20 protein-coding genes, 2 tRNA genes and 3 pseudogenes are annotated in these 24,310 nt (G+C 60.3%); 18 read left to right on the top strand and 7 right to left on the bottom strand.

Features of this window, described 5'->3' with window-relative positions; translation table 11 throughout:
• The 6 genes and pseudogenes from hisF to CSV86_RS26545 form a co-directional block, all read right to left on the bottom strand.
• Window positions 1-415 (bottom strand): imidazole glycerol phosphate synthase subunit HisF (hisF, locus tag CSV86_RS26570; protein ID WP_170395188.1); only part of this gene is annotated, 415 nt, incomplete at its 3' end.
• A gap of 10 nt (window positions 416-425) precedes the next feature.
• The gene (hisA, locus tag CSV86_RS26565) at window positions 426-1,163 is read right to left on the bottom strand and encodes a 1-(5-phosphoribosyl)-5-[(5-phosphoribosylamino)methylideneamino]imidazole-4-carboxamide isomerase (protein ID WP_009396081.1); all 738 of its coding nucleotides are present in this window, start codon (window positions 1,161-1,163) and stop codon (window positions 426-428) included.
• A 41-nt stretch (window positions 1,164-1,204) separates the two neighbouring features.
• Complete coding sequence (locus CSV86_RS26560) at window positions 1,205-1,465, bottom strand: DUF2164 domain-containing protein (RefSeq protein WP_009396079.1); 261 nt, start codon at window positions 1,463-1,465, stop codon at window positions 1,205-1,207.
• A pseudogene (gene hisH / locus CSV86_RS26555) lies at window positions 1,465-2,102 on the bottom strand (imidazole glycerol phosphate synthase subunit HisH). Before hisH ends, CSV86_RS26560 begins: the two are co-directional and overlap by 1 nt.
• Window positions 2,102-2,695, bottom strand: a complete 594-nt coding sequence (gene hisB / locus CSV86_RS26550; RefSeq protein WP_009396076.1) for an imidazoleglycerol-phosphate dehydratase HisB — start codon at window positions 2,693-2,695, stop codon at window positions 2,102-2,104. The pseudogene hisH and the gene hisB overlap by 1 nt, the downstream one beginning before the upstream one ends.
• Before the next feature lie 219 nt (window positions 2,696-2,914).
• Window positions 2,915-4,573 carry an OFA family MFS transporter gene (locus CSV86_RS26545; protein WP_009396075.1) on the bottom strand — a complete coding sequence of 553 codons (1,659 nt, stop codon included), beginning with the start codon at window positions 4,571-4,573 and terminating at the stop codon, window positions 2,915-2,917.
• Between the two features lie 332 nt (window positions 4,574-4,905).
• Here CSV86_RS26545 and CSV86_RS26540 point away from each other — a divergent pair, with 332 nt between their 5' ends.
• The 6 genes from CSV86_RS26540 (at window position 4,906) to CSV86_RS26515 (ending at window position 10,432) form a co-directional block, all read left to right on the top strand.
• Entirely contained in the window at window positions 4,906-7,143 is a 2,238-nt protein-coding gene (locus CSV86_RS26540) for an AsmA family protein (protein WP_009396074.1), read from the top strand.
• A complete protein-coding gene (gene mutY / locus CSV86_RS26535) occupies window positions 7,140-8,207 on the top strand; it encodes an A/G-specific adenine glycosylase (RefSeq protein WP_009396073.1) in 1,068 nt (355 codons plus the stop codon). Before CSV86_RS26540 ends, mutY begins: the two co-directional genes overlap by 4 nt.
• The gene (locus CSV86_RS26530; protein ID WP_009396072.1) at window positions 8,204-8,476 is read left to right on the top strand and encodes an oxidative damage protection protein; all 273 of its coding nucleotides are present in this window, start codon (window positions 8,204-8,206) and stop codon (window positions 8,474-8,476) included. The genes mutY and CSV86_RS26530 overlap by 4 nt, the downstream gene beginning before the upstream one ends.
• Before the next feature lie 91 nt (window positions 8,477-8,567).
• Window positions 8,568-8,643: transfer RNA gene (locus tag CSV86_RS26525), tRNA-Phe, on the top strand.
• Between the two features lie 176 nt (window positions 8,644-8,819).
• Entirely contained in the window at window positions 8,820-9,863 is a 1,044-nt protein-coding gene (gene ppk2, locus CSV86_RS26520; RefSeq protein WP_009396071.1) for a polyphosphate kinase 2, read from the top strand.
• Between the two features lie 134 nt (window positions 9,864-9,997).
• Window positions 9,998-10,432, top strand: coding sequence for a hypothetical protein (locus tag CSV86_RS26515; RefSeq protein ID WP_170395015.1), 435 nt, complete (start codon window positions 9,998-10,000; stop codon window positions 10,430-10,432).
• Between the two features lie 84 nt (window positions 10,433-10,516).
• On the opposite strand, the gene gabP is transcribed toward CSV86_RS26515, so the two are convergent.
• On the bottom strand, window positions 10,517-11,911 hold the full coding sequence (gene gabP / locus CSV86_RS26510; RefSeq protein ID WP_009396069.1) for a GABA permease: 1,395 nt from the start codon (window positions 11,909-11,911) through the stop codon (window positions 10,517-10,519).
• A 605-nt stretch (window positions 11,912-12,516) separates the two neighbouring features.
• Here gabP and CSV86_RS26505 point away from each other — a divergent pair.
• The 12 genes and pseudogenes from CSV86_RS26505 (at window position 12,517) to CSV86_RS26450 (ending at window position 24,061) form a co-directional block, all read left to right on the top strand.
• Window positions 12,517-13,290: an ABC transporter ATP-binding protein gene (locus CSV86_RS26505; RefSeq protein WP_009396068.1), complete on the top strand. Its 774-nt coding sequence runs from the start codon at window positions 12,517-12,519 to the stop codon at window positions 13,288-13,290.
• A 13-nt stretch (window positions 13,291-13,303) separates the two neighbouring features.
• Window positions 13,304-14,056, top strand: a complete 753-nt coding sequence (locus CSV86_RS26500) for an ABC transporter substrate-binding protein (protein ID WP_009396066.1) — start codon at window positions 13,304-13,306, stop codon at window positions 14,054-14,056.
• Window positions 14,057-14,111: 55 nt separating this feature from the next.
• Window positions 14,112-14,807, top strand: coding sequence for an ABC transporter permease (locus CSV86_RS26495; RefSeq protein ID WP_009396064.1), 696 nt, complete (start codon window positions 14,112-14,114; stop codon window positions 14,805-14,807).
• Entirely contained in the window at window positions 14,804-15,493 is a 690-nt protein-coding gene (locus CSV86_RS26490; protein ID WP_009396062.1) for an ABC transporter permease, read from the top strand. Before CSV86_RS26495 ends, CSV86_RS26490 begins: the two co-directional genes overlap by 4 nt.
• 100 nt (window positions 15,494-15,593) lie before the next feature.
• Window positions 15,594-16,836 (top strand): annotated as a pseudogene (locus CSV86_RS26485) (methyltransferase).
• Between the two features lie 584 nt (window positions 16,837-17,420).
• Window positions 17,421-17,496 (top strand) — tRNA-Thr (locus CSV86_RS26480).
• A 163-nt stretch (window positions 17,497-17,659) separates the two neighbouring features.
• Complete coding sequence (locus CSV86_RS26475) at window positions 17,660-18,979, top strand: tyrosine-type recombinase/integrase (RefSeq protein ID WP_009396060.1); 1,320 nt, start codon at window positions 17,660-17,662, stop codon at window positions 18,977-18,979.
• Between the two features lie 927 nt (window positions 18,980-19,906).
• The gene (locus CSV86_RS26470) at window positions 19,907-20,887 is read left to right on the top strand and encodes an integrase domain-containing protein (protein ID WP_037059072.1); all 981 of its coding nucleotides are present in this window, start codon (window positions 19,907-19,909) and stop codon (window positions 20,885-20,887) included.
• Window positions 20,884-21,149: pseudogene (locus tag CSV86_RS26465) on the top strand (hypothetical protein). Before CSV86_RS26470 ends, CSV86_RS26465 begins: the two are co-directional and overlap by 4 nt.
• A 373-nt stretch (window positions 21,150-21,522) precedes the next feature.
• Complete coding sequence (locus tag CSV86_RS26460) at window positions 21,523-22,632, top strand: N-6 DNA methylase (protein ID WP_170395185.1); 1,110 nt, start codon at window positions 21,523-21,525, stop codon at window positions 22,630-22,632.
• A gap of 107 nt (window positions 22,633-22,739) precedes the next feature.
• Window positions 22,740-23,318: an ORC-CDC6 family AAA ATPase gene (locus tag CSV86_RS26455; protein WP_170395182.1), complete on the top strand. Its 579-nt coding sequence runs from the start codon at window positions 22,740-22,742 to the stop codon at window positions 23,316-23,318.
• Window positions 23,300-24,061 (top strand): hypothetical protein, encoded by a 762-nt coding sequence (locus tag CSV86_RS26450; RefSeq protein ID WP_170395179.1) that lies wholly within the window; start codon window positions 23,300-23,302, stop codon window positions 24,059-24,061. Before CSV86_RS26455 ends, CSV86_RS26450 begins: the two co-directional genes overlap by 19 nt.
• Window positions 24,062-24,310: the final 249 nt, after the last annotated feature.

Raw genomic sequence — 24,310 nt, 5'->3', positions numbered from 1 at the left:
CCCGGCCGGAGACCTTCTTGGCGTCGATGGCCACAACGATGCACTGCGAGCCGAAATGCGCCGCCGCTTCGCCGACGAACTCCGGATTGAACACCGCCGCGGTGTTGATCGACACCTTGTCGGCCCCGGCATTGAGCAGGTTGCGGATGTCCTGCACGGTGCGCACGCCACCGCCCACGGTCAGCGGGATGAACACCTGGCTGGCCATGCGCTCGACGGTGTGCAGCGTGGTGTCACGGCCATCGACGCTGGCGGTGATGTCGAGGAAGGTGATCTCGTCGGCACCCTGCTCGTCGTAGCGACGGGCAATTTCCACCGGGTCGCCGGCGTCACGGATGTTCTCGAACTTGACGCCCTTGACGACCCGGCCGTTGTCCACGTCCAGGCAAGGGATGATGCGTTTGGCCAGGGCCATGGCGTTCTCCTCAGCCTTGGTAGCTGTCGCAGAAGGCCTGGGCCTCGGCGACGTCAAGGGTGCCTTCGTAGATGGCACGACCGGTGATGGCGCCGATGATGCCCGGTGTCCTGGCGTCCAGCAGGGCCTTGATGTCGCCCAGGTTGTGGATGCCGCCGGAGGCGATCACCGGGATCTTCGTGGCTTCGGCCAGGGCCTTGGTGAAGGGCACGTTGCAGCCCTGCATCATGCCGTCCTTGGCGATGTCGGTGTAGACGATCGCCGAGACGCCGTCGGCCTCGAAGCGCCTGGCCAGATCGATGACCTGCACCGAGCTGACCTCGGCCCAGCCGTCGGTGGCGACGAAGCCGTCTTTCGCGTCCAGGCCAACGATGACCTTGCCCGGGAAGGCCTTGCACGCCTCGGCGACGAATTCAGGCTGCTTGACCGCCTTGGTGCCGATGATCACGTAGCTGACGCCGGCCTTTACGTAGTGTTCGATGGTTTCCAGCGAGCGGATGCCGCCGCCGATCTGGATCGGCAGCTCCGGGTAGCGCCTGGCGATGGCGGTGACCACCTCGCCGTTGACCGGCTGGCCTTCGAAGGCGCCGTTCAGATCGACCAGATGCAGACGACGGCAGCCACCTTCAACCCATTTGGCGGCCATGCTCACCGGGTCGTCGGAGAATACGGTGGAATCTTCCATGCGGCCCTGGCGCAGACGTACGCAGGCACCGTCCTTGAGATCGATAGCGGGGATAATCAGCATCTGGAAAACCTGTCTAATCGGTAAACGGTGAGCCCGGGAAGTCAGTTCTTCTCGAGCGCCCACAGGTCGACTTCAATGCTCTCGAAGCGCTCCTTGAGCTGCGTCTGAACATCGAAGATCGCCCGGTTGTAGTAGTGCGGCGCAATATCCCTGGCGAACAGCTCGAGCACCTCGGCCACTTCGAACGAGCCCAGTTGCAGCTCGAAACGGTCTTCGAGGAAGCGCTTGAGGGTGTCCAGCGCCTCGCGCTCCTGTTCGGGCGCGAGGGTGATGGCCGGGGTCTTGCTGCGCGAGCGGTTCATTACCAGCGGCCATCCCAGGCGGCGAAGTTCTGCAACAGTTGCAGGCCGTGGGTGTGGCTCTTTTCCGGGTGGAACTGGGTGGCGAAGCGCGAGCCTTCGGCCAGTACCGCAGCGAAATCGACGCCATAGTGACCGCGACCGACCACCTGGGACGGCTTGCCGGACTCGATGTAGTAGCTGTGCACGAAGTAGAAGCGCGCGCGGTCCGGGATATCGTGCCAGAGCGGGTGATCGATCACCTGGCTGACCTCGTTCCAGCCCATGTGCGGCACCTTCAGGTGCTCGCCGTCTTCATGCAGGTCCTTGCCGAACAGACGCACCTGGCGGGGAACATGCCGATGCAGTCGACACCGTCGTTCTCCTCGCTGTGGTCCAGCAGGGCCTGCATGCCGACGCAGATACCGAGGAACGGGCGGTCCTGGCTGACTTGCTTGACCAGGCTGTCGAAGCCCAGGCGGCGGATCTCGGCCATGCAGTCGCGAATCGCGCCGACACCAGGGAAGACCACCCGGTCGGCTTCACGGATTACCGCAGCATCGCTGGTGATCAGCACCTTGCCGGCGCCGACGTGCTCCAGGGCCTTGGCCACCGAGTGCAGGTTGCCCATGCCATAGTCGATAACGGCGACGGTCTGCATTACAGGCATCCCTTGGTGGAAGGCATCTGCCCGGCCATCCGCTCGTCCAGCTCGACAGCCATGCGCAGCGCGCGACCGAAGGCCTTGAACACGGTCTCGATCTGGTGGTGGGTGTTATGCCCGCGCAGGTTGTCGATATGCAGCGTGACGTTGGCGTGGTTGACGAAGCCCTGGAAGAACTCCTGGAACAGGTCCACATCGAAACCGCCCACGGTGGCGCGGGTGTAGGGCACGTGCATCTGCAGGCCGGGACGGCCGGAGAAATCGATCACCACCCGCGACAGCGCTTCGTCCAGCGGCACGTAGGCGTGGCCGTAGCGACGGATGCCTTTCTTGTCGCCGATGGCCTGGCTGAACGCCTGGCCCAGGGTGATACCGACGTCTTCGACGGTATGGTGGTCGTCGATATGCAGGTCGCCCTTGCACTCGATGTCCAGATCGATCAATCCATGACGGGAAATCTGATCCAGCATGTGCTCCAGGAAAGGCACGCCGATATCGAATCGGGCCTTGCCAGTGCCATCCAGGTTGATCGAGGCTTTGATCTGGGTTTCCAGAGTATTGCGCTCGACGGACGCCTTACGTTCGACCATCACCAGCTCCGCAAATCATTGGGCGAAAAAGGCGGTCATTATAGGCGCAGAACGTCGCATCTTGAAACGAAGATGACGTGTGGTGTTGGGGTTTTGCGCCCGATTTTCGGGCTGATGGGGAATTCGGGGGCCCAATCGCTGGCAAGCCAGCTCCCACAGGGACCCTGTGGGAGCTGGCTTGCCAGCGATTGGGCCGCAAGAGCGACCCAAATGCCCGAATCAGTGGAACAGAACGGCAGTCTTCTGCAGCGTCGCCCACACACCCCAGGCCAGCGGAATGCCCACGGCCAGCCAGGCCGCGATCACCAGCGGCAGGGTGCCGTCGGCAGCTTTCCACTCCAGCGCGGTGGTGTTGTCGGCGCCCTTGTCATGCCCCAGCGCCTGCTCGGCGGCCAGTTGTTCTTCGGTCATGAAGTACTTGTCGGCCACCGGACGCACCATCGCGTTGCAGATAAAGCCCAGCACCAGCAGGCCGGCGAGGATGTACAAGGTAATGTCGTAGGCCGCAGCCCGCTCCACGCCGATGCTCAGCTGGTACTCGCGCAGGTAGTTGACCAGCACCGGGCCGAGCACGCCCGCCGCGGCCCAGGCCGTCAGCAGGCGACCGTGAATCGCACCGACCATCTGCGTGCCGAACAGATCCGCCAGGTAGGCCGGCACGGTGGCGAAACCACCGCCGTACATCGACAGGATGATGCAGAACGCCGCCACGAACAGGGCGATGTTGCCCAGGTGGCCCATGTTCGGCACCAGCGCATACAGGGCGAAGCCCAGTGCGAAGAAGGCGAAGTAGGTGTTCTTGCGCCCGATATAGTCGGAGAACGACGCCCAGAAGAAGCGCCCGCCGATGTTGAACAGGCTGAGCAGGCCGGTGAAGCCGGCGGCGATCGCGGCGATCTGCGCCAGTTGCCCGGCGTCCAGTTCGCTGAAAGTCAGGTTGTTGCCCAGCAGCTTGCCGGCGAACACTTCCTGCAGCAGTGGCGACGCCATGCCGAGGATGCCGATACCGGCGGACACGTTCAGGCACAGTACCAGCCAGATCAGGGCGAACTGCGGGGTCTTCCAGGCCACGCTGACATGCACGTGACGGTGGGTGATCATCGAGTTGCTGGCCTTCTTCGCCGGAGCGGTCCAGCCTTCGGGCTTCCAGCCGGTCGGCGGAACGCGGTACGACAATGCGCCGCCGATCATGAAGATGAAGTAGATCACCGCCATCACCACGAAGCTCTGCCACACGCCGACGCCTTCAGGGCTGGCGAAGTGGTTCATCAGCGCCGCCGCCAGCGGAGCACCGACCATCGCACCACCACCGAAGCCCATGATCGCCATGCCGGTGGCCATGCCGCGCTTGTCCGGGAACCACTTGATCAGGGTCGATACCGGCGAGATATAGCCCAGGCCCAGGCCGATACCACCGATCACCCCCGAGCCCAGCCACATCAGCCAGATCTGGTGGGTGTACACGCCCAGCGCGGAAATCAGCAGGCCGCCGCACCAGCACAGCGCCGAGACCACACCGGCCTTGCGCGGCCCGGCATGTTCCAGCCAGCCGCCCCAGATAGCCGCCGAGCAGCCGAGGAAGATGAAGAACAGGGTGTAGATCCAGCCGAGCATGGAGATCGGCCAGTCGCAGGTCGAAGAGACCATCTGGGCGAAGAAGCCCATGTCCGGGGCGCAGGCCACCGGTGCGGTAATGCCGATCGCCTTCGACAGCGGCAGCCAGAACACCGAGAAGCCGTAGGCCATGCCGATGCACAGGTGGATGGCGAGTGCGGCCGGGGGTACCAGCCAGCGGTTGAAACCGGGTCGAGCGACGATGCGCTCCTTGGACAGGAAACCAGGCGCACTGGCGACGGCTCCCGCGGTGATGGTGCTCATTATTGTTTCCCTCGTAGATAGGTAGCCCCCGCAGGCCGAAACCGACGACCCCCGACTTTGGCGCACGCAGGCAACGAGTCGTTTTTCGGGCAGCCGGCCCTGTCGCGACAATCCGTCGCAGCAAGACCCGGGAACGGCTGCAAGAGTAGCATTTAGCTAGCTAACAAAAACCAATCTGACATCATGGTTTTTGTTGTAACTGAGACTTTTTTCCGTGGAACCGCAGGGCGCGGGAATGTCAAACCGGCCATTCACGGCAATCGCAGTGGCGAAGGCCGCAAGGCTATACTCTGCGGCTGACTTTTCAGACATCGACTTCAAAGGACCCGCCCATGAAAGCGTTCGGCAAAATCCTGGGGCTGGTGGTTCTCGGGCTGTTGCTGATCGTGGTGGCCGGCGGCTTCGCCCTGACCCACCTCTTCGATCCCAACGACTATAAAGACGAGATCCGCCAACTGGCTCGCGACAAGGCTCACGTCGAGCTGACCCTGAACGGCGATATCGGCTGGAGCCTGTTCCCCTGGCTAGGCCTGGAGTTGCACGAGGCGAGCATTGCCACGCTGAACAAGCCGGCCGAGCCGATCGCCGATCTGCAGATGCTCGGCCTGTCGGTGCGCGTGCTGCCGCTGCTGCGCCGTGAGGTGCAGATGAGCGATGTGCGGGTCGAGGGGCTGAACCTGAACCTGGTCCGTGACGAAAGCGGCCACGGCAACTGGGAAGACATCGGCAAGCCATTGCCGGCCAAGGCCCCGGCCGGCAGCACCGGCGAAACTGCGCCGGCCACCACTGCGTCGGCCGAGGGCGAAAGCAAGCCGGCCGCCAGCGAGCGCCCGCTCAAGCTGGATATCGACAGTCTCACCGTCAACAACGCCCGGGTGCAGTACAACGACGTGCGTAGCGGCCAGAGCTTCAGTGCCGAGAGCATCCAGTTGAGCACCGAAGCCGTGCACGACGGCGTGAATATCCCGCTGAAACTCACCGCTTTCCTCAGCTCCGGCCAACCCGTGCTGCGCGCGCGCATCGAGCTGGCCGGCGAAGCCCGCTTCGACCGCGCACTGCGTCGCTATCAACTGGAAGACATGAAGCTGCACGGCGAACTCTCCGGCGAGCCGCTGCAACAGAAAAGCATGACGTTCTCGGCCCAGGGCCAATTGCTCGCCGACCTGGCGGCCAATGTCGCCGAATGGAACGGCCTGAAGCTTTCGGCCAACCAGTTGCGTGCCCTCGGCGAGCTGCACGTGCGTGACCTGAGCAGCGAGCCGAAGGTCAGCGGCGGCATCTCCATTGCCCAGTTCGACCTGCGCAAGTTCCTCGACAGCGTTGGCGTCGTTCTGCCGCCGATGAAAGACCAGACGACCCTCACCGGCGTCGAACTGGTCGGCCGCATCGAAGGCACGAAGAACAGCCTTGCCCTGGAAGACCTGGCGCTGAAGCTGGACGACAGCACCTTCACCGGTCGCCTCGCGGTGGAAGACTTCGCCAAACAGGCGCTGCGCATCCAGTTGAAGAACGACAAGTTCGATGCCGACCGCTACCTGCTGGCCAAAAGCGACGACGCGGAGAACGCCAATGCTGCGCGCAAGGCCGAGGTTCAGAGCACGGAAGCCAGCGCCGTCGCCGGGCCGGGCACCTCGCCGCTGCCCGACGCACCGACCCAGGTCGCCTGGAGCAACGACAAGCTGCTGCCGGTGGACCGCCTGCGCGCCCTCGACCTGCAAGCCGACCTGAGTTTCGGCGTGCTCACCCTGGACCAGTTGCCGATCCAGAATGCCGAGCTCAAGGCCAGCGGCCAGGGTGGCCTGATTACCCTGCAAGTCCTGCGTGGCGGCCTTTACAACGGCACTTTCGATACCCATGGCACCCTCGACGTACGTCCGGCAGTGCCGCAGCTCGGCCTCACCGCGAAGATCAACCGGGTGCCGGTCGAGCATTTCATCAAGCACGACGGCAACACCCCGCCGGTGAAGGGCCTGCTCACCCTGGACAGCGACCTTACCGCCACCGGCAACAGCCAGAAAGCCCTGGTCGATACCCTCAACGGCAAGGCCAGCTTCGTTATCAACAACGGCGTGCTGGTCAACGCCAACCTCGAACAGCAACTGTGCCAGGGCATCGCCACCCTCAACCGCAAGACCCTGAGCGGCGAGCCACGGGGCAAGGACACGCCGTTCGAAGAACTGAAAGGCAGCCTGGTGCTGAGCAACGGCGTGGCCAGCAACCCCGACCTGAGGGCGCGCATCCCTGGCCTGACCGTCAACGGCAATGGCGACATCGACCTGCGCGTGCTGGGCATGGACTACCGCGTCGGCGTCATCGTCGAAGGCGACACCCGCGAAATGCCGGACCCGGCCTGCCAGGTCAACCAGCGCTACGTCGGCCTGGAGTTCCCGCTGCGCTGCCGCGGGCCGCTGGAACTGGGCGCACGCGCCTGCCGCATCGACAAGGACGGCGTCGGCAAGCTGGCCGGCCAGGCGCTGGGCAACCGCATCAACGAAAAACTCGAAGAGAAGCTGGGCGACAAGGTGAGTCCCGAGCTGAAGGACGCACTGAAGGGCCTGTTCAAACGATGACCCCCGAGCAGTTTTCCACCGCGGTACTCGACTGGTTCGACCGCCACGGCCGCCACGACCTGCCCTGGCAACAGGGCATCACGCCCTACCGGGTGTGGGTCTCCGAGATCATGCTGCAGCAGACCCAGGTCAGCACCGTGCTCAATTACTTCGGCCGCTTCATGGACGCCCTGCCGGATGTCCAGGCCCTGGCCGCGGCACCTGAAGACGAAGTGCTGCACCTGTGGACCGGGCTCGGCTACTACACCCGCGCGCGCAATCTGCAAAAGGCCGCCAGGATCGTCGTCGAACAGTACGGTGGCGAATTCCCCCGCGACGTCGAAAAGCTCACCGATCTGCCCGGTATCGGCCTGTCCACCGCCGGCGCTATCGCCAGCATCAGCATGGGCCTGCGCGCGCCGATCCTCGACGGCAACGTCAAGCGCGTCCTGGCGCGCTATACCGCGCAGGAAGGCTATCCCGGCGAGCCCAAGGTGGCGAAGGCGCTGTGGGCAAGCGCCGAGCGCTTCACACCGCACCAGCGGGTCAACGACTACACCCAGGCGATGATGGACCTCGGCGCCACCCTCTGCACCCGCAGCAAGCCCAGTTGCCTGCTGTGTCCGCTGAAGCGTGGTTGCGAGGCCCACATGCTCGGCCAGGAGACTCGCTACCCGCTGCCCAAGCCGCGCAAGGCCCTGCCACAGAAACGCACGCTGATGCCGCTGCTGGCCAATGACGAAGGCGCCATCCTGCTTTACCGGCGCCCTTCCAGCGGCCTCTGGGGCGGGTTGTGGAGCCTGCCGGAACTGGACGACCTGGACGACCTGGAACACCTCGCCGACCAGCACCGCCTGAACATCGAAACCCGCCGCGAACTGACGGGCCTGACCCACACCTTCAGCCATTTCCAGCTGGCCATCGAGCCGTGGCTGGTGCGCGTCGGCCAGCACGGCGACCACGTGGCCGAGGCCGACTGGCTCTGGTATAACCTCGCCACCCCGCCGCGCCTGGGGCTCGCCGCCCCGGTGAAGAAGCTGCTCAAACGCGCGGCCGACGAATTGATTGCAGGAGACTCGCGATGACCCGCACCGTTATGTGCCGCAAGTACAAAGAACAACTGCCTGGCCTTGAGCGTCCGCCGTATCCGGGGCCAAAGGGCCTCGATATCTACGAGCACATCTCGCAGAAGGCCTGGGCCGACTGGCAGAAGGAGCAGACCATGCTCATCAACGAGAAGCGCCTGAACATGATGAACGCCGAAGACCGCAAGTTCATCCAGGGCGAAATGGACAAGTTCTTCTCCGGCGAGGAATTCGAAAAGGCCGAAGGCTACGTTCCACCTGCCCAATGACCCCCGAAAACCGTAAGCGTCGGTATTAATTAAAAAAATTTTGAAATTGTTGTTGACGCAATCCTGAAAAACGCTTTTAATGCGCCCCGTTGCCCAGATAGCTCAGTCGGTAGAGCAGAGGATTGAAAATCCTCGTGTCGGCGGTTCGACTCCGTCTCTGGGCACCAAGACAACGCAAAGCCCCTGAATCGAAAGATTCAGGGGCTTTTTTGTTTTGCCCGGGAAAACCCACTCACGGACCCGCTCCCACAAGGGCCGCGCGTATTGACCACCATCAATACGCCATCACTCGATCTGTGTAAGTTGTGGAGCTGGACATTCGAAGGAACAGAAGGCCCTCCCCATGAGTGAAGAAACCCCCGTCCTGCCGCTCCCAGAGCCCGGGGTAATCCCGCATCACGTTACGCCTCCGCCAGCCGCTACCCGCCCCCACCGTCGCCCACGCAAGCCCGCGCCGATCGTCGAGGCCGGTGCAATCGCCGACAGCCCCACCGCCCTCGAAATCGCCCACGCGCCCCATGGCACCAGCGAAGACAGCTCGTCGGCCAAGCTGCCGCACAACTACCCCTACAGCACCCGCATGCGCCGCGCCGAGTACGACAAGGCCAAGCACGCGCTGCAGATCGAGCTGCTGAAGGTGCAGAACTGGGTGAAGGAAACCGGCCAGCGCGTGGTCATCCTCTTCGAGGGCCGCGACGCGGCAGGCAAGGGCGGCACCATCAAGCGCTTCATGGAGCACCTCAACCCGCGTGGCGCGCGGATCGTCGCCCTGGAAAAGCCCTCGGAGCAGGAAAAGGGCCAGTGGTACTTCCAGCGCTATATCCAGCACCTGCCGACGGCGGGCGAAATGGTCTTCTTCGACCGCTCCTGGTACAACCGCGCCGGCGTCGAGCGGGTCATGGATTTCTGCTCGCCGCTGCAATACCTGGAATTCATGCGCCAGGCCCCGGAGCTGGAGCGCATGCTGTGCAACAGCGGGATCCTGCTGTTCAAGTACTGGTTCTCGGTGAACAGAGAGGAACAACTGCGTCGCTTCATCTCGCGCCGCGACGACCCGCTCAAGCACTGGAAACTCTCGCCCATCGACATCAAGTCGCTGGACAAGTGGGGCGAGTACACCGCGGCCAAGGAAGCCATGTTCTTCCACACCGACACTGCCGATGCGCCGTGGACGGTGATCAAGTCGGACGACAAGAAGCGCGCACGGATCAACTGCATTCGCCACTTCCTCAACGCCCTCGATTACCCGGGCAAGGATTTCCGTGTCGCCCACGAACCCGACCCGCTGCTGGTGGGCCGCGCTTCGCGGGAAATCGAGGAAGACCTGCGTGACGAGGACGAAGTGGAACTGCGGGGCCGGGTCAGCGCCCTGACGCTGCCACGCTGAAAGGACCTCACGCCGGTTCGGCCGGGTGACTGCCTGTCGCCCGTCGAGCTGGCGCCGCTCTCCACGGCTTGGGTTTCCGGGTCAACTGCGCTTCAATACGCGTCTTTGACTGACTTCGCACCAAGGAACCCCCGATGGCCTCGAACACCAAGCAACAGAAACGCGCCAAGCGCGCCGCCGCCAAGGCCCGCGAAAACCGCATGGTGCGCAGCGGCCAGGCGGTCAAGAGCAGCGGCGAGGCTTCCAGCGCCAGCGTCCAGCAGGTGTTCGACAAGGCCATGAACTCGGGCAGCTACAACACGATGTTCGAGAAAATGAAGACGGCCCAGGAAACCAGCCTGGAAGCGATGATCGCCGTGTTCATGGTCGATCCGCTGCTGCCCCTTGTGCTCAAGGGCCACAGCGAAGACCACGCCACCGACTACATTTGCATGGTCTTCTGCGCGTACCGCAAATGGCTGGACGGCACCGAGGAAGCCGAGGCGATGGCCTGGCTGGAAAGCGAGGAGTTCCAGGACGCCTATGTGGCCGCCTCGGAGATGGTGTCCAAGCAGAAGAAATTCGCCTGACTCCCCTGCCTTGGCAGACGACAAAAAAACCCTGTGGGAGCTGGCTTGCCAGCTCCCACAGGGTCGGTGAGATGCTCTGGATGCTCAGTTATCCATCACCAGGCTTCCACCCTTCTCCGCCTTGCGCTTGCGCGCCACCAGCAGCCCGGCAGCCACCACGGCAATGCTCAGCAGCCCGGTGGAGATCACCTCGGCGCGATGGTCAGGACGAATCAGCATCAGGGTCAACACGCCGACGATGAAGAAGATGGTCACCCAGGTCAGCACCGGGAAGGCCCACATCTTGAAGGCGATCTTCTCGCCCCGCGCCATGCGCTGACGACGCATGCGCAGTTGCGAAACGGCGATCACCAGGTACACCAGCAGGGCGATCGCCCCCGAGCTGGCCAGCAGGAACTCGAACACCTGGGCCGGCGCCACATAGTTGGCGAACACGGTCAGGAACGCTGCCGCGGTAGACAGCAGCACCGCCCAGTGCGGCGTGCCGCTGGCGTTGGTGCGCTGGGCGACCGCCGGGGCGTCACCGCGCTTGCTCAGCGAGAACAGCATGCGCGACGAGGTGTACAGCGCCGAGTTGAGGCAACTGGTTACGGCGATCAGCACGACGATATCGACGATCAGCTTGGCGTGAGGGATGCCCATCAATTGCAGCACGGTCTGGTACGAACCGACTTCCGCCAGCTCGCCGGCATTCCATGGCACCAGCGCAACGACGATGAAGATCGACACGAGGTAGAACAGGAAGATCCGCCAGATCACCGAGTTGGTCGCCTTGCTGATCTGCTTGCCCGGATCCTTCGATTCGGCGGCAGCGATGGTGACGATCTCGGTACCCATGAAGGAGAACATGGTGGTCAGCATGGCACCGAGCACCGCGCCGAGGCCGTTGGGCATGAAGCCCTGGGTGTCGAACAGATGGCTGACACCGCTGACCTGGCTGTTCGGCATGAACCCGAAGATGGCGGCCAGGCCAAGAATGATGAAGCCGATGATCGCCACGACCTTCAGCAGGGCGAACCAGAACTCGAACTCACCGTAGTTCTTTACGCTGAACAGGTTGGTCGCGGTCAGCAGCAGGGTGATGACCAGGGTGAAGACCCAGATCGCCACGTCGGGGAACCAGGCGTTGAGGATGGTCGCGGCGGCGTTGGCCTCCAGCGGGATGACCAGCACCCAGAACCACCAGTACAGCCAGCCGATGGTGAAACCGGCCCAGTGCCCGATGGCACGGTCGGCGTAGGTGGAGAAGGAACCGGTGTCCGGCGAGGCCACGGCCATTTCGCCGAGCATGCGCATCACCAGTACCACCAGCGTACCCGCAGCGGCGTAGGCCAGCAGCACGGCCGGGCCGGCGGCGGCGATGGCATGGCCGGACCCGACGAACAGACCGGCGCCGATCACGCCTGCGATGGACAGCATGGTCACATGCCGTTGCTTGAGCCCCTGAGCGAGGTCATTGGAATTGTGCTTACCGCTCATAAAACTACCTATGCAAAGAATGGGAGATCGTCCCGCGATTGGAGCCGCATGCCCTTTTGAGGCACCCGCGTCCCGTGACAGGTGGATGGCAATAAGCGGGCCAGATCGATGACCGCTCATGTGCGCAACACCTTGAAACCACGACAGACGGGGCCTGCGGCGCTTTCCGCCAGCCATTGGCCGAAAGGTCGCCAAACTTGCCAGACTTTGCCGGATTACTGAAATACCCACTTACAATTAGAAATGGGTGCTCCATAACCGGAACCGGGTAACACCTTGTGCAACTTTATGAAGCACAAAGGTGCAACCCACTCCTTCGCCGCGATGCTTCGAAGGCGCCACCGAAATGCACCGCGACCAAATACGCCTTTCCTCCAGCGGTCAAAACTGGCACCATCGCGCCTTTTTTCATCCTGGCTCCGGCCCGTAGAACGGAACCGGCGGACCGCGACGCGACATTCCACTGCAACGATGCGACACCCGCCCTTGCCCCGGCCGCCCACCCTGCTCGCCCTTCTTGGCTGCGATCCGAGCGCTATGCTAGCGTTGCGCCTCGCCAGGACGGCCGCCAACAGCAGAACGCACAGAACATATGAGGACCGCACATGGCCCAGGCCACGCCCGCGCTGGAAATCCGCAACCTGCACAAGCGCTACGGCGAGCAGGAAATTCTCAAGGGCATCTCCCTTACCGCCCGTGACGGCGATGTGATTTCCATCCTCGGCTCCTCCGGTTCCGGCAAATCGACCCTGCTGCGTTGCATCAACCTCCTGGAAAACCCGCACCAGGGCGAAATCCTCGTCGCCGGCGAAACCCTCAAGCTCAAGGCGGCGCGCAACGGCGAGCTGATCGCCGCCGACAACAGGCAGATCAACCGCCTGCGCAGCGAGATCGGCTTCGTCTTCCAGAACTTCAACCTCTGGCCGCACATGAGCATCCTCGACAACATCATCGAGGCGCCGCGCCGCGTCCTGGGGCAGAGCAAGGCCGAAGCCATCGAGCACGCCGAAGCGCTGCTGGACAAGGTCGGCATCCATAACAAGCGCCACAGCTACCCCACCGAGCTTTCCGGCGGGCAACAGCAGCGCGCCGCCATCGCCCGGACCCTGGCGATGAAACCCAAGGTCATCCTGTTCGATGAACCGACCTCCGCGCTGGATCCGGAAATGGTCCAGGAAGTCCTCAGCGTCATCCGCGCCCTGGCCGAAGAAGGCCGGACCATGCTGCTGGTGACCCACGAAATGAACTTCGCCCGGCAAGTCTCGAGCGAAGTCGTGTTCCTTCATCAAGGCCTCATCGAAGAGCAAGGATCGCCGCAGCAGGTTTTCGAAAACCCGACCTCGGCGCGTTGTAAGCAATTCATGTCCAGCAACCGCTAACGGAGCAACACGCATGCAGAACTACAAGAAGTACCTCCTGGCCGCTGCCGCCACGCTGGTGTTCTCGGCCAATGCCATGGCCGCGGAAAAACTGCGGATGGGTATCGAAGCCGCTTACCCTCCATTCAACAGCAAGGACGCCAGCGGCCAGGTGGTCGGCTTCGACAAGGACATCGGCGACGCCCTGTGCGCCAAGATGAAGGTCGAGTGCGACGTGGTCACTTCCGACTGGGACGGCATCATCCCGGCCCTGAATGCCAAGAAGTTCGACTTCATCGTCTCCTCGCTGTCGATCACCGACGAGCGCAAGCAGGCCGTCGATTTCACCGACCGCTACTACTCCAACAAGCTGCAGTTCATCGCGCCGAAGAACGTTGACTTCAAGACCGACAAGGCCTCGCTCAAGGGCAAGGTCATCGGCACCCAGCGCGCCACCCTGTCCGCCACCTGGCTGGAAGACACCTACGGCAGCGATGTGGATGTGAAGCTGTACGACACCCAGGAAAACGCCTACCTCGACCTGACCTCCGGCCGCGTCGACGCGCTGCTGGCGGACAAGTACGTGAACTATGACTGGCTGAAATCCGAGGCCGGCAAGAACTACGAGTTCAAGGGCGAGCCCGTGGTGGAAAGCGACCAGATCGGCATCGCCGTACGCAAGGGTGATCCGCTGAAGGACAAGCTGAACGCCGCGCTGAAGGAAATCATCGCCGACGGCACCTACAAGAAGATCAACGACAAGTACTTCCCGTTCGATATCTATTGATCCGCCCCGACCGGCATCGCCTTGCGCGGTGCCGGTCTCTTGAACCTGCCTGCCCATGAATATTGATCTACACGGATTCGGTCCGGCGCTGGCCGCTGGCACGCTGATGACCGTCAAGCTGGCGCTCGCGGCACTTTGCCTGGGCCTGGTGCTCGGCCTGCTAGGCGCCCTGGCCAAGACTTCGCCGTTCAAAGCGCTGCGCTGGATCGGCGGCACCTACTCGACCATCGTTCGCGGCGTGCCGGAACTGCTCTGGGTACTCTTCATCTATTTCGGTTCGGTCACCCTGATGAGCAAGCTGGGCGACCTGATCGGCGTTCCCGGCCTGGAACTCAGCGCCTTCGCCGCCGGCGTCATCGCCCTCGGCCTGTGCTTCGGCGCCTATGCCACGGAAGTGTTCCGCGGCGCGCTGCTCGCCATTCCCAAAGGGCACCGTGAAGCCGGCATGGCCCTGGGCCTGTCCAAGGGCCGGATCTTCTCGCGGCTGGTCCTCCCACAGATGTGGCGTATCGCCCTGCCCGGCCTGGGCAACCTGTTCATGATCCTGATGAAGGACACCGCGCTGGTGTCGGTGATCGGCCTGGAAGAAATCATGCGCCAGGCGCAGAACGGCGTGACCACCACCAAGGAGCCCTTCACCTTCTACGCGGTTGCCGCCTTTATCTACCTGGGGCTGACCATCGTTGCAATGACCGGCATGCACTTCCTGGAAAAACGTGCCGGGCGCGGCTTTGCGAGGGCCAACTCATGAATTGGGACGTCATCATCAAATGGCTGCCGCGTCTGGCCCAGGGCGCCACGCTGACCCTGGAACTGCTGGCCATCGCGGTCATCCTCGGCCTGATCGTCGCCATCCCGCTGGGTATCGCCCGCTCCTCACAGCGCTGGTACGTGCGGGCGCTGCCGTATGGCTACATCTTCTTCTTCCGCGGTACGCCATTGCTGGTGCAGCTGTTCCTGGTCTACTACGGCCTGGCGCAGTTCGACGCGGTGCGCAGCAGCTCGCTGTGGCCCTACCTGCGTGACCCGTTCTGGTGTACCGCGCTGACCATGACCTTGCACACCGCCGCCTACATCGCCGAGATTCTGCGCGGCTCGCTGCAGGCCATCCCGCGGGGCGAGATCGAAGCGGCGCGGGCGCTGGGCATGTCCCGGGCCACCGCGATGATCCACATCCTCCTGCCGCGCGCCGCGCGCATCGGCCTGCCGGCGTACAGCAACGAAGTGATCCTGATGCTCAAGGCCAGCGCCCTGGCCAGCACCGTCACCCTGCTGGACATCACCGGCATGGCCCGCACGATCATCGCCCGGACCTACATGCCGGTGGAGATCTTCTTCGCGGCAGGCGTGTTCTACCTGGTGATCTCGTTCGTCCTGGTGCAGGCGTTCAAGCTGCTGGAGCGCTGGCTGCGCGTGGATGCCGCGCACGGTCGCTGATATCAAGGCCCCCGCTCCCCCAATTGTGGGAGCGGGTTTGAACCGCGATTGGCCGTGCCTGCCCACCACACCTCTTCAAAAACACCCTGGCCTCTGTCCCATGCTCTACCTGGAAAACACCCAACTCCTCCCCCGCTTCCAGGCCCTGGACCAATTCCTCCGGGAACACCGCGATCTCTGGCACCCGCGCCCCTTCACCAGCCTGCAACTGCCCTGGGAGATCGATCACCCAGGCCTGTCCGACTGGCTGCGCAACCAATCCCTGGACCACGCCGAATCCGCCCACAACGACCCTTGCAGCGTCCCGGCCCGGCACCTTATCCACAACTGGCCGCCCGCGCCCGCGAGCTGGCGGCACTGGATGACTTATCCACAGTTCCCTTGCCCCCAGCCAACCCGCGCCTGAACGTCGACGTCCCCGGTCGCAAATGGCAGCAGATCGAAGCCTTTGCCGCCCACCTCGACTTTGCCCGGCGTGCTGGGCACTGGCTGGACTGGTGTTCCGGCAAAGGCCACCTCGGCCGCCGCCTGCTGGGCACCGGGCAAAAGCTGACCTGCCTCGAATACGATCCGGCCCTGGTTGCCGCCGGAGAGCACCTCAGCCAGCACCACCACCTCGCGGTCGAGCACCGTTTGCAGGACGTAATGGCTCCCAGCACCGCCGAGCACATCACCGCCGCCCACACACCGGTAGCCTTGCACGCGTGCGGCGACCTCCACGTTCGCCTGATCCAGCTCGCCGCCGCCAAGGGCTGCCCACAACTGGCCATCGCCCCCTGCTGCTACAACCGCACCGCGGGCCCGCACTACCAAGCGTTATCCACAGCCGCTCGCGCTTCGACCTTGCAACTGGACCTCGACGACCTCGGCCTGCCGCTCAGCGAGACCGTCACTGCGGGCAACCGCGTCCGCCGCCAGCGAGATCAATCGATGGCCTGGCGCCTCGGCTTCGACCTGCTGCAACGGCAACTGCGCAACAGAGACGACTACCTCCCCACACCCTCGCTGCCCAGTGCCTGGCTGCAAAAGCCCTTCGCCGAGTACTGCCAGCACCTCGCCGCGCTCAAGGGCATTTCCATAAAAGAGGGGACCGACTGGCCCGCACTCGAAGCTGCCGGCTGGCAACGCCTGGCCCAGGTCCGCAACCTGGAGCTGGTGCGCAACCTCTTCCGCCGCCCGCTGGAACTATGGCTGGTGCTCGATCGTGCGCTCTACCTGCACGAACAGGGCTACAACGTCCGGCTCGGCACCTTCTGCGCACACTCGCTCACCCCCGCAACCTCATGCTGCTGGCCGAACAACCTGTGGATAAGTCTGTGAGCAACTTCACGGTTTCCGCTTGATAGCGCGCCGGGTTTAAGCGCAAACCCGAACTGCACGATTTTTCCGACCCGGCCAAACGCCTGAGAAAACAGCCGTTTGCGCCGGCGTCAATGCGGCGGGGTAGCGCAGCTGCATGGAAAGCCAGGAGTTGATGTGGTTTGTGCATAAGCGTTAAAGCGAATTAGGCGGTGGTTATTCAGATCGGGTTGGGCGGGAGGTCACCCAGCGCAGGCTGCGGTGTCGCGCAAAGCACAGTTCCAAGCCCGACGCGGACACTGTGGGAGCAACTGTCTTGCTCAATGTCCAAAAGCTGGCGCGTTCCCTGAGGGGGCTGGCTTGCCAGCGACTGCAATGCCGAATCCCCCACCAAGACCCCGCCAAACCAGCGACCCGCTTGACCCGAGCCCAACCTTCGCAACCACCACAAACCAGGTAGGAGCGAGGCTTGCCCGCGAAGGACCGCAAAGCGGTCCCCAAACCCAACACCCCCGCACTGGAAACACCCACCCCAAAACGCCAAAAGCCCCGATCTACGGGGCTTCTGCCAGGATTTCGAGGAAGTGGTTTACAGAACCAAACCGATCGCTATAATAGCGCGCCTACTGCCGGTATAGCTCAGATGGTAGAGCAACTGACTTGTAATCAGTAGGTCCCGGGTTCGATTCCTGGTGCCGGCACCATTCAAGGTTCCATAGAAAGCTTTCAAAATCTCTGGAACCCCCGAAAAACCCGCCTTCTGGCGGGTTTTTTCGTTTTGGCGTTCCGTCGGATTCCGAGGGTAGCCAGCGCTAATAAGGGTAGTTTTAAGGATAGAGGTCCGTTTCGATATCGGAGACTACCCTTATGGCCCGCACCACTGCACCGCTTACAGACACCGCCTGTCGCACGGCAAAGCCCAGAGAGCGCGAGTACAAGCTCTTCGACGGCGACGGTCTTTACCTGCTTGTGCAACCCAGCGGCCGCAAGGGCTGGCGGCTCAGGTACGTTAAACCCGATGGCCGCGAAGGCCTGACCGCCCTTGGCAGCTACCCGGTGGTCGGGCTGGGCGACGCACGCCGCAAGCGCTTCGAGATCAAGCAGCAGCTCGCCAACGGCATAGATCCCATCCAGTACAAGCAACAAACCAAGACCCAAGCCGTGATCAACGGCCGCACCTTCGAAAGCGTTGCGCTCGACTGGCATGCGAGCATGGTGCCGAAGTGGGCACCCGGCTACGCCAAGACTGTACTCAGCCGGCTGAGGACTCACGTGTTCCCTTTGATCGGTGCCAGAGCAATCGTTGAGCTGGACACCCACGACCTCATGCAGCCACTAGAAGCCGTGACGAAGCGCGGCACCATCGACGTGGCACTCAGGATCAAGAACTACCTGCAAAGCATCATGCGCGAGGCCAAACGGCTGCGGCTGATCACGGCGAATCCGGCTCACGACCTCGATGGCTCGATCAAGACACCACGGGTAACTCACCGACCCGCACTACCCCTATCGCGACTCCCGGAGCTACTGGCTTGCATTGCGGACTACAGAGGTCGCCCGCTCACACGCCTTACAGTGATGCTGTCGTTGCATGTATTCGTACGCTCCAGTGAACTGCGCTTCGCCCGTTGGAATGAGTTCGACCTCAAGCGCGGCATTTGGGAGATCCCCGACACCCGCCCGGCGCTGGACGGAGTGCCCTTCTCCACAAGGGGTACGAAGATGGCCGGGGACATTCACGTTGTACCCTTATCGCCGCAGGCAGTGGCGTTGCTTGAGCAGATCTACGCGATCACCGGCAAGTTCGAGCTGGTGTTCGCGGGGGATGCCAAGCCGTGGAAACCGATGTCCGAGAACACGGTGAATGCTGCGCTCAGGACGATGGGCTACGACACCAAGGTGGATATCTGCGGACATGGGTTCCGAGCCATGGCGTGCAGTGCGTTGGTCGAGTCCGGCCTATGGTCGGAGACGGCTATAGAACGACAGATGAGCCACAAGGAACGCAACAACGTGCGGGCCGCTTATACCCACAAGGCCGAGTTCCTCGAGGAGCGCCGGATGATCATGACCTGGTGGAGCCGGTTTCTGGAGGCGAACCGCGAGGACCATGTGACGCCGCATGAGTTTGCCAAGCAGACGGGCGAGAACGTCACTCGCCTTCGCAGTGCCAAGAGGACCGAGTAACCCGCCGCACCACCATCTCAACTAGCTGTGAAGTTACCCACAGCACCGCATGAAGCTCCTCCGCGCGGGTCCTTTCAAACGGGGCTGCAAAGCCGCCCCGTTTGAAAGGACCATACCTAAGAAAAAAACTGCTGGCACAGCTTACGTCTGTGGAAAACCACTGATGTCCACTGGGGGATAGTTTTATCCACAGGCGCTAAATCCCTGAAATCGCTTTGCTTGACGAACATTGTCCACAGGCGTAGACCGGGAGTTGCAAACGCTGTCGATGACAGCACCCCAGGTGACCCGAACCTTAAAGGTCACGCCGCTCCCGCGGTGGTTCAGCCCAAGTACGATTCGCATCCGGCAGCTCGTACGGTCACTACCCATGTGATGGATGCTCTTACACATATAGCGCTCGTGCGCCAGATACACCGTACCTCGCTGCCCTGCAGCAACCTATCCGCTTGGCCGAATACTGCGCCAACCTGTGCCCGTCTCTTTCTTCTGGAAAGAGACGGGCACTTCTACCACTGCTGCAGCCCTGATCGCATATGGCTTTGCGGCAATCCCCCTCGTGACAATCGGCGTGACAAACGCCGATGTCACCAGCAACAGCGCTGTAGATGATGGTGCCGCAGACCAAGGAATGGACTGCACCTGACTGACAGTCAGGCATGCCCCGGTCATCGCATTGCTGCGTTCACCCGGCTCAGGATCTTCAGGCGCTGGTTTAGTCAGCCAGCACTGCCTCCACCCGCCCACCGGTAACGGTGCTCAGGAGGCCAGATCATGAGATGCCTTTGCTCCCGGTTGTAAGGAGCCGCCAGTCCCGCGTAGAGGACATTCCCCACAGGTCGCAGGGGCCTTGATCCCTGATAACACTCAGCATTCTTGGCGGGATGACGTGGGGCGAGGATCGGAGAACGAGATGAGGTGACTGATATGGCATTGGTGGGTAGACGCAATGGTCGTAATTTCGGCTACGGCAGGCAATTGAGTTACGCAGGACCTCAGGCGCTGAAAGACATGTTCGGTGGCGGTCATTACGGCACGGTCAAGGCGCACTGTGATCGGTGGCAGGCATTCGTGAAATGGTGCCGCTCAGAACAGGGGCCGGGTATCAATGATGCGCGGCAGATTGATCGGAAGGTGTTGGCGGACTATGCGGCGTATCTACGCGACGTGGTTAGGCGCGGTGACCTTGCTGTCAGCACCGCACAAAATCGGCTATCCAGTGTTAACAGGACCATGGCGGCGCTTCGCGGTGATCAGTACGTGAAGTTGCCAAGTCCGAGCAAGGCGCTGTGTATGCAGCGCACCGGGGTTCGACAGTCGATGCCGCAGGGTCAAGACCTCGATCAGGTTAAACTGATCGCCGATGCGCTTTGCCGCCATCATCAGCTACGAGCCGCTGCGATTGTTATGTTAGCGCGAGCCACCGGCATGCGCTTGCGTGAGGCCATCTTGGCTGACCTGCCACGGCTAAGCCGCGAGGCTAACGACCTAGGCAGGATTAACATTCAGGATGGCACCAAAGGCGGTCGCGCTGGAGCCTCGGCGCCGCGTTGGATTCCGGTAGACGGCCATGTTCGAGATGCACTTAAGTTTGCACGGCAGATTTCGCCTGCGGGTAGCCGTAACTTGATTGCGCCACACGAAACCTACCTGTGTCTCCTGCAACAAGTCATTCGTCCTTCGCGGGACATCATGCATACACACGATCTCAAAGGCTTCCACGAGCTACGAGCGGCTTACGCATGTGGGCGCTATGAGCAAATTACACAACAGCGGGCGCCTATCAATGGCGGCCACTTTTGCCGGGTAGATAGGAACCTTGATCGTGAGGCCCGGAGGCAGGTCAGCTATGAGCTGGGCCACGCTCGGATTGACGTGATTGCCGCATACATTGGAGGACAGTCATGAGTAAGAAATTTGACATGGAGCTGTTCTTAGCTGGCGTGCTGACCGGCTCGCACGCAACCGGCAACGACATTTGCGACAGGCGAAAATCATCCAGACAGAAATCGCAGATCGCTGGCTACTAAAAACGCCCTGGGCTTGGCAGAGAAAGCATGTGACTTGGTTTCTTGAGCACCAAACGGCCAAGCATAGTGAAGCGACGCGATATTACTATTTACTGACCCTACGCTTGTTAGCCCGTCGGCTAGAAAAAATTGGGAGATGAAACTTTGAGGTATATGACCTCGGCAATAAACACAGGAGAACCGACTTCCGTTAGCACCTAAAATAAGTGAAACCTAACGAACACAAGGCCAAACTACTGTTAAAATAAAAGTGCACGGTAACTGAATGAATCGAAACAGTTTACATTCTAAGTGATAGAGCAGAGCCGTGAAGTCGCCACATGCCAATCCAAGCGCTCGATAGCTGTCTGAGCGGGGAGATTATCTATCCAAACATGGCAGTCTCAACACCGGCCCATGACGGCGATTCGCCACCATCCGTCGCATCAAGAATCAAAATACGTCAAGAAGGCGTTCTCAGACAGCGCTAAACACTGTAAAGTCGCTCTCCGAGCGCCCAACGAAGCAGTATCCATGGAATCAAAAACCTCTGACCATCTCGGACGCTACTACACACGAGATACAGTCGCCTCGCTTCTGATCAGCTCAATGAAGCTTGCTACGCCTGGGACAGTCATCGATCTGGGCGCAGGTGACGGAGCATTGGTCACTGAAGCCGCAAATCAGTGGGCGGCGGAGCGTTACCTTACGGTTGATATTGACGAAGATGCTAACAGTGGCAAGCTCCCGACCCTTCGAGGACCATCTTTTGTTCATTTCACTGGTGATGCACTTGATCTTAGCTTAGGAGATCGCATAGGGCTGGGATGGTCACAAGCTTGTGCAGCGGTGTGCAACCCTCCATACATTCGACCAGTGTGGAAAGAGCATTTTGGCAACATTCTCGAAGAGGTTGGCCTTAGCCACGTACTGCCTGAAGCCAAGAGCGCTCCCGCCGGACTGTTATTTGTCGCCCAAAACCTACGCTTACTGAAGTCCGGAGGTAAGCTTGGCCTTATTCTTCCCGACGGACTAATTACAGGCGAAAGATTTCATAGTTTTCGGCAAGCCCTGATAGAAAATCACTCAATTGAACAAGTCATTGAGCTACCCCGAAATATTTTTAGAAAAACAGAAGCTCAAACTCACATTGTCGTATTGTCAAAAAATGGCGAACAGAAACCAACCATAAGCAGCAGGAAGCTGGAGATCAACGGCGCTCTATCCTCCGAAATATATATTCCATCCGAGGAAGCGATCAACCGGATTGACTATAGCCACCACATCAAGCGACATGTAAAAAAATCCTGTAAAACTTCACCCGTGAAATTAAGGGACTTAGTCGCTTCGGTGGGAAGAGGAACTCACAGTTCTAGCTCCAGAAAGCTCGTCAGCACACCAATCTTCCACATTAGCGACTTGGAAGATTATCAAACCAGTATTCCTGAAAGCTTTATTGTGTCCAAATCTGACGCGGAGGCATTGGGTGGTGCCTACGCGAGTCAAGGCGACATACTCGTCGCCCGAGTAGGACGCAATCTTAGTAGAAAGATTGCACTTGTACAAAAAGGGGCAGTCCTCACGACTGACTGTTTTTCATCATCAGACCAAAAGATAAGTCTGAAGAGATTTTTGATTTTTTGACAAGTGAATCAGGCCGCGCTCATCTTGACAAAATAAACCAAGGTGTAGGTGCCCGCTTTATCACCGCAGCCCGACTTCTAGACTTGGAACTGGATTAAGTATTACGGATGACTACTAATAATCTTGAAAGTGTACTACAGCAACGGGCAGACTATATTCCCATTGAAGACCTGTTGAAAGAAACCTCTCAAACAGGAGACCTTTTCCAGTCTGTACATAAAGAGCTAACCAATCGTGCGCTTCGCACGATTGTTGGCCCGCGCGGATGCGGAAAAACGCACATGATGCGTTATGCTTGGCTTAGCTGTCGAGACAATAGCAAAAACCCATTCGCGGTATACGTTACTTTCAATAGATACTTCAGGCTAGAGCCTTTACTATCTAGTCACTCCAATGCATTACACCAGTTTCATTCATGGGTACTCGGGAGAATAGTTTTAGCACTATTCGATAGCTTGAAAGAATGGAATACCCCAGAAAAAACGTATACCACCTTATCCAGTGAAGCGCCTGTAGATGCTATAAAAAGCTATGTAAACAGGATTGAAAGGAACTTACCACTAGATCAGAAAAGTTCAGAAGTTGCTGACAGCCTAACAATCGAAACAGTGCAGCACCTGATATCAAGTGCTCGAAAACTTTGGGAAGAAAATATACTGTACTTCTCATGGATGACGCTGCCCTGACGTTGGCACCAGATTTTTTGATTGAATTTCTAGACATTGTAAGATCATTAAAATCCATTGACCTCGCCCCGAAAGCTTCCGTTTATCCTGGGACGACTGAAGTTAGTCATAAATTTCACGAAGGCCAAGACTCTATCTCCATACCAGTTTGGCTTTGTGTAGAAGACCCAAACTACAATGCGATAATGGATGATATCGCTAAAGCTCGTGCCCCAGACTTCCAAAATATTCATACATCTCATATTGAGATGCTGCGCTTCGCCGCGTTTGGAGTGCCACGCGCCTATCTGACGATGCTGGAGGAGTACCGCCGGGGAGGATTTCGGTCCAGTCAGCAGGCAGTAAATCAAATCATTCAAGACCATCTAGATGCGCGTAACGCTGAATTTAGATCGCTTGGAAAAAAAGTCCCTAAACTAGAATCGTTAGTTATCGCTGGCGAGCAGGTTTTAAATGGGATCGTAGCAGAAATCAAATCATTCAATTCAACTCTTGAAGAAAAAAGACTAAAGCAGTTGACGTATGGCGTTTCAGAAACAGAAATGACTGCCATTGTCGAGCGTATGTTTAACCTACTCGTAGAAGCAGGTTTGATTTTTGACAATGGAACCGTCAAACACGGAACTCCTACAAGAATCTATCACAGACTTATCCCCCATACAGCCCACTTACTATCTGTACGAGCATTAGGAGGTAGCGGCGCTGGGGGTACAATTAATCAGACGGTTGAGGCATTGGACTAAAATCGACTAAACATCCCATACGGAAAAGTTTGAAGAAAGTTGCTAGTGACGTTGACCTAGACGGATTGACGCTGTCACTACCAAAATGTAGCTCATGCCATACCCGCCGTTTAACCGATAATCAACGTTTCTGCCATGTTTGTGGGCAGCAACTAGTCGACGCCTCGACCTTTTCGCTCTGTCTCGAAACGCCTATCGCTGAGGTTCCTGGACTAACCACTTGGCAACGGGACCAAATCGCTCAACACT

This window comes from Pseudomonas bharatica CSV86, assembly GCF_000319305.2.
Lineage (GTDB): Bacteria > Pseudomonadota > Gammaproteobacteria > Pseudomonadales > Pseudomonadaceae > Aquipseudomonas > Aquipseudomonas bharatica.
The sequence above is the reverse complement of the archived record's forward strand: the minus strand, read 5'-3'. Positions and strand labels throughout refer to the sequence as shown.

Excerpts from the sequence above, each read along its gene's own strand:
- CSV86_RS26470 (WP_037059072.1), top strand. The coding sequence starts at position 19,907 with ATGGCATTGGTGGGTAGACGCAATGGTCGTAATTTCGGCTACGGCAGG.
- CSV86_RS26560 (WP_009396079.1), bottom strand. The coding sequence starts at position 1,465 with ATGAACCGCTCGCGCAGCAAGACCCCGGCCATCACCCTCGCGCCCGAA.
- CSV86_RS26540 (WP_009396074.1), top strand. The coding sequence starts at position 4,906 with ATGAAAGCGTTCGGCAAAATCCTGGGGCTGGTGGTTCTCGGGCTGTTG.
- CSV86_RS26455 (WP_170395182.1), top strand. The coding sequence starts at position 22,740 with ATGACTACTAATAATCTTGAAAGTGTACTACAGCAACGGGCAGACTAT.
- CSV86_RS26450 (WP_170395179.1), top strand. The coding sequence starts at position 23,300 with ATGGATGACGCTGCCCTGACGTTGGCACCAGATTTTTTGATTGAATTT.
- hisA (WP_009396081.1), bottom strand. The coding sequence starts at position 1,163 with ATGCTGATTATCCCCGCTATCGATCTCAAGGACGGTGCCTGCGTACGT.
- CSV86_RS26490 (WP_009396062.1), top strand. The coding sequence starts at position 14,804 with ATGAATTGGGACGTCATCATCAAATGGCTGCCGCGTCTGGCCCAGGGC.
- CSV86_RS26475 (WP_009396060.1), top strand. The coding sequence starts at position 17,660 with ATGGCCCGCACCACTGCACCGCTTACAGACACCGCCTGTCGCACGGCA.
- hisB (WP_009396076.1), bottom strand. The coding sequence starts at position 2,695 with ATGGTCGAACGTAAGGCGTCCGTCGAGCGCAATACTCTGGAAACCCAG.
- CSV86_RS26495 (WP_009396064.1), top strand. The coding sequence starts at position 14,112 with ATGAATATTGATCTACACGGATTCGGTCCGGCGCTGGCCGCTGGCACG.
- CSV86_RS26530 (WP_009396072.1), top strand. The coding sequence starts at position 8,204 with ATGACCCGCACCGTTATGTGCCGCAAGTACAAAGAACAACTGCCTGGC.
- mutY (WP_009396073.1), top strand. The coding sequence starts at position 7,140 with ATGACCCCCGAGCAGTTTTCCACCGCGGTACTCGACTGGTTCGACCGC.
- CSV86_RS26545 (WP_009396075.1), bottom strand. The coding sequence starts at position 4,573 with ATGAGCACCATCACCGCGGGAGCCGTCGCCAGTGCGCCTGGTTTCCTG.
- gabP (WP_009396069.1), bottom strand. The coding sequence starts at position 11,911 with ATGAGCGGTAAGCACAATTCCAATGACCTCGCTCAGGGGCTCAAGCAA.
- ppk2 (WP_009396071.1), top strand. The coding sequence starts at position 8,820 with ATGAGTGAAGAAACCCCCGTCCTGCCGCTCCCAGAGCCCGGGGTAATC.
- CSV86_RS26460 (WP_170395185.1), top strand. The coding sequence starts at position 21,523 with ATGGAATCAAAAACCTCTGACCATCTCGGACGCTACTACACACGAGAT.
- CSV86_RS26505 (WP_009396068.1), top strand. The coding sequence starts at position 12,517 with ATGGCCCAGGCCACGCCCGCGCTGGAAATCCGCAACCTGCACAAGCGC.
- CSV86_RS26515 (WP_170395015.1), top strand. The coding sequence starts at position 9,998 with ATGGCCTCGAACACCAAGCAACAGAAACGCGCCAAGCGCGCCGCCGCC.
- CSV86_RS26500 (WP_009396066.1), top strand. The coding sequence starts at position 13,304 with ATGCAGAACTACAAGAAGTACCTCCTGGCCGCTGCCGCCACGCTGGTG.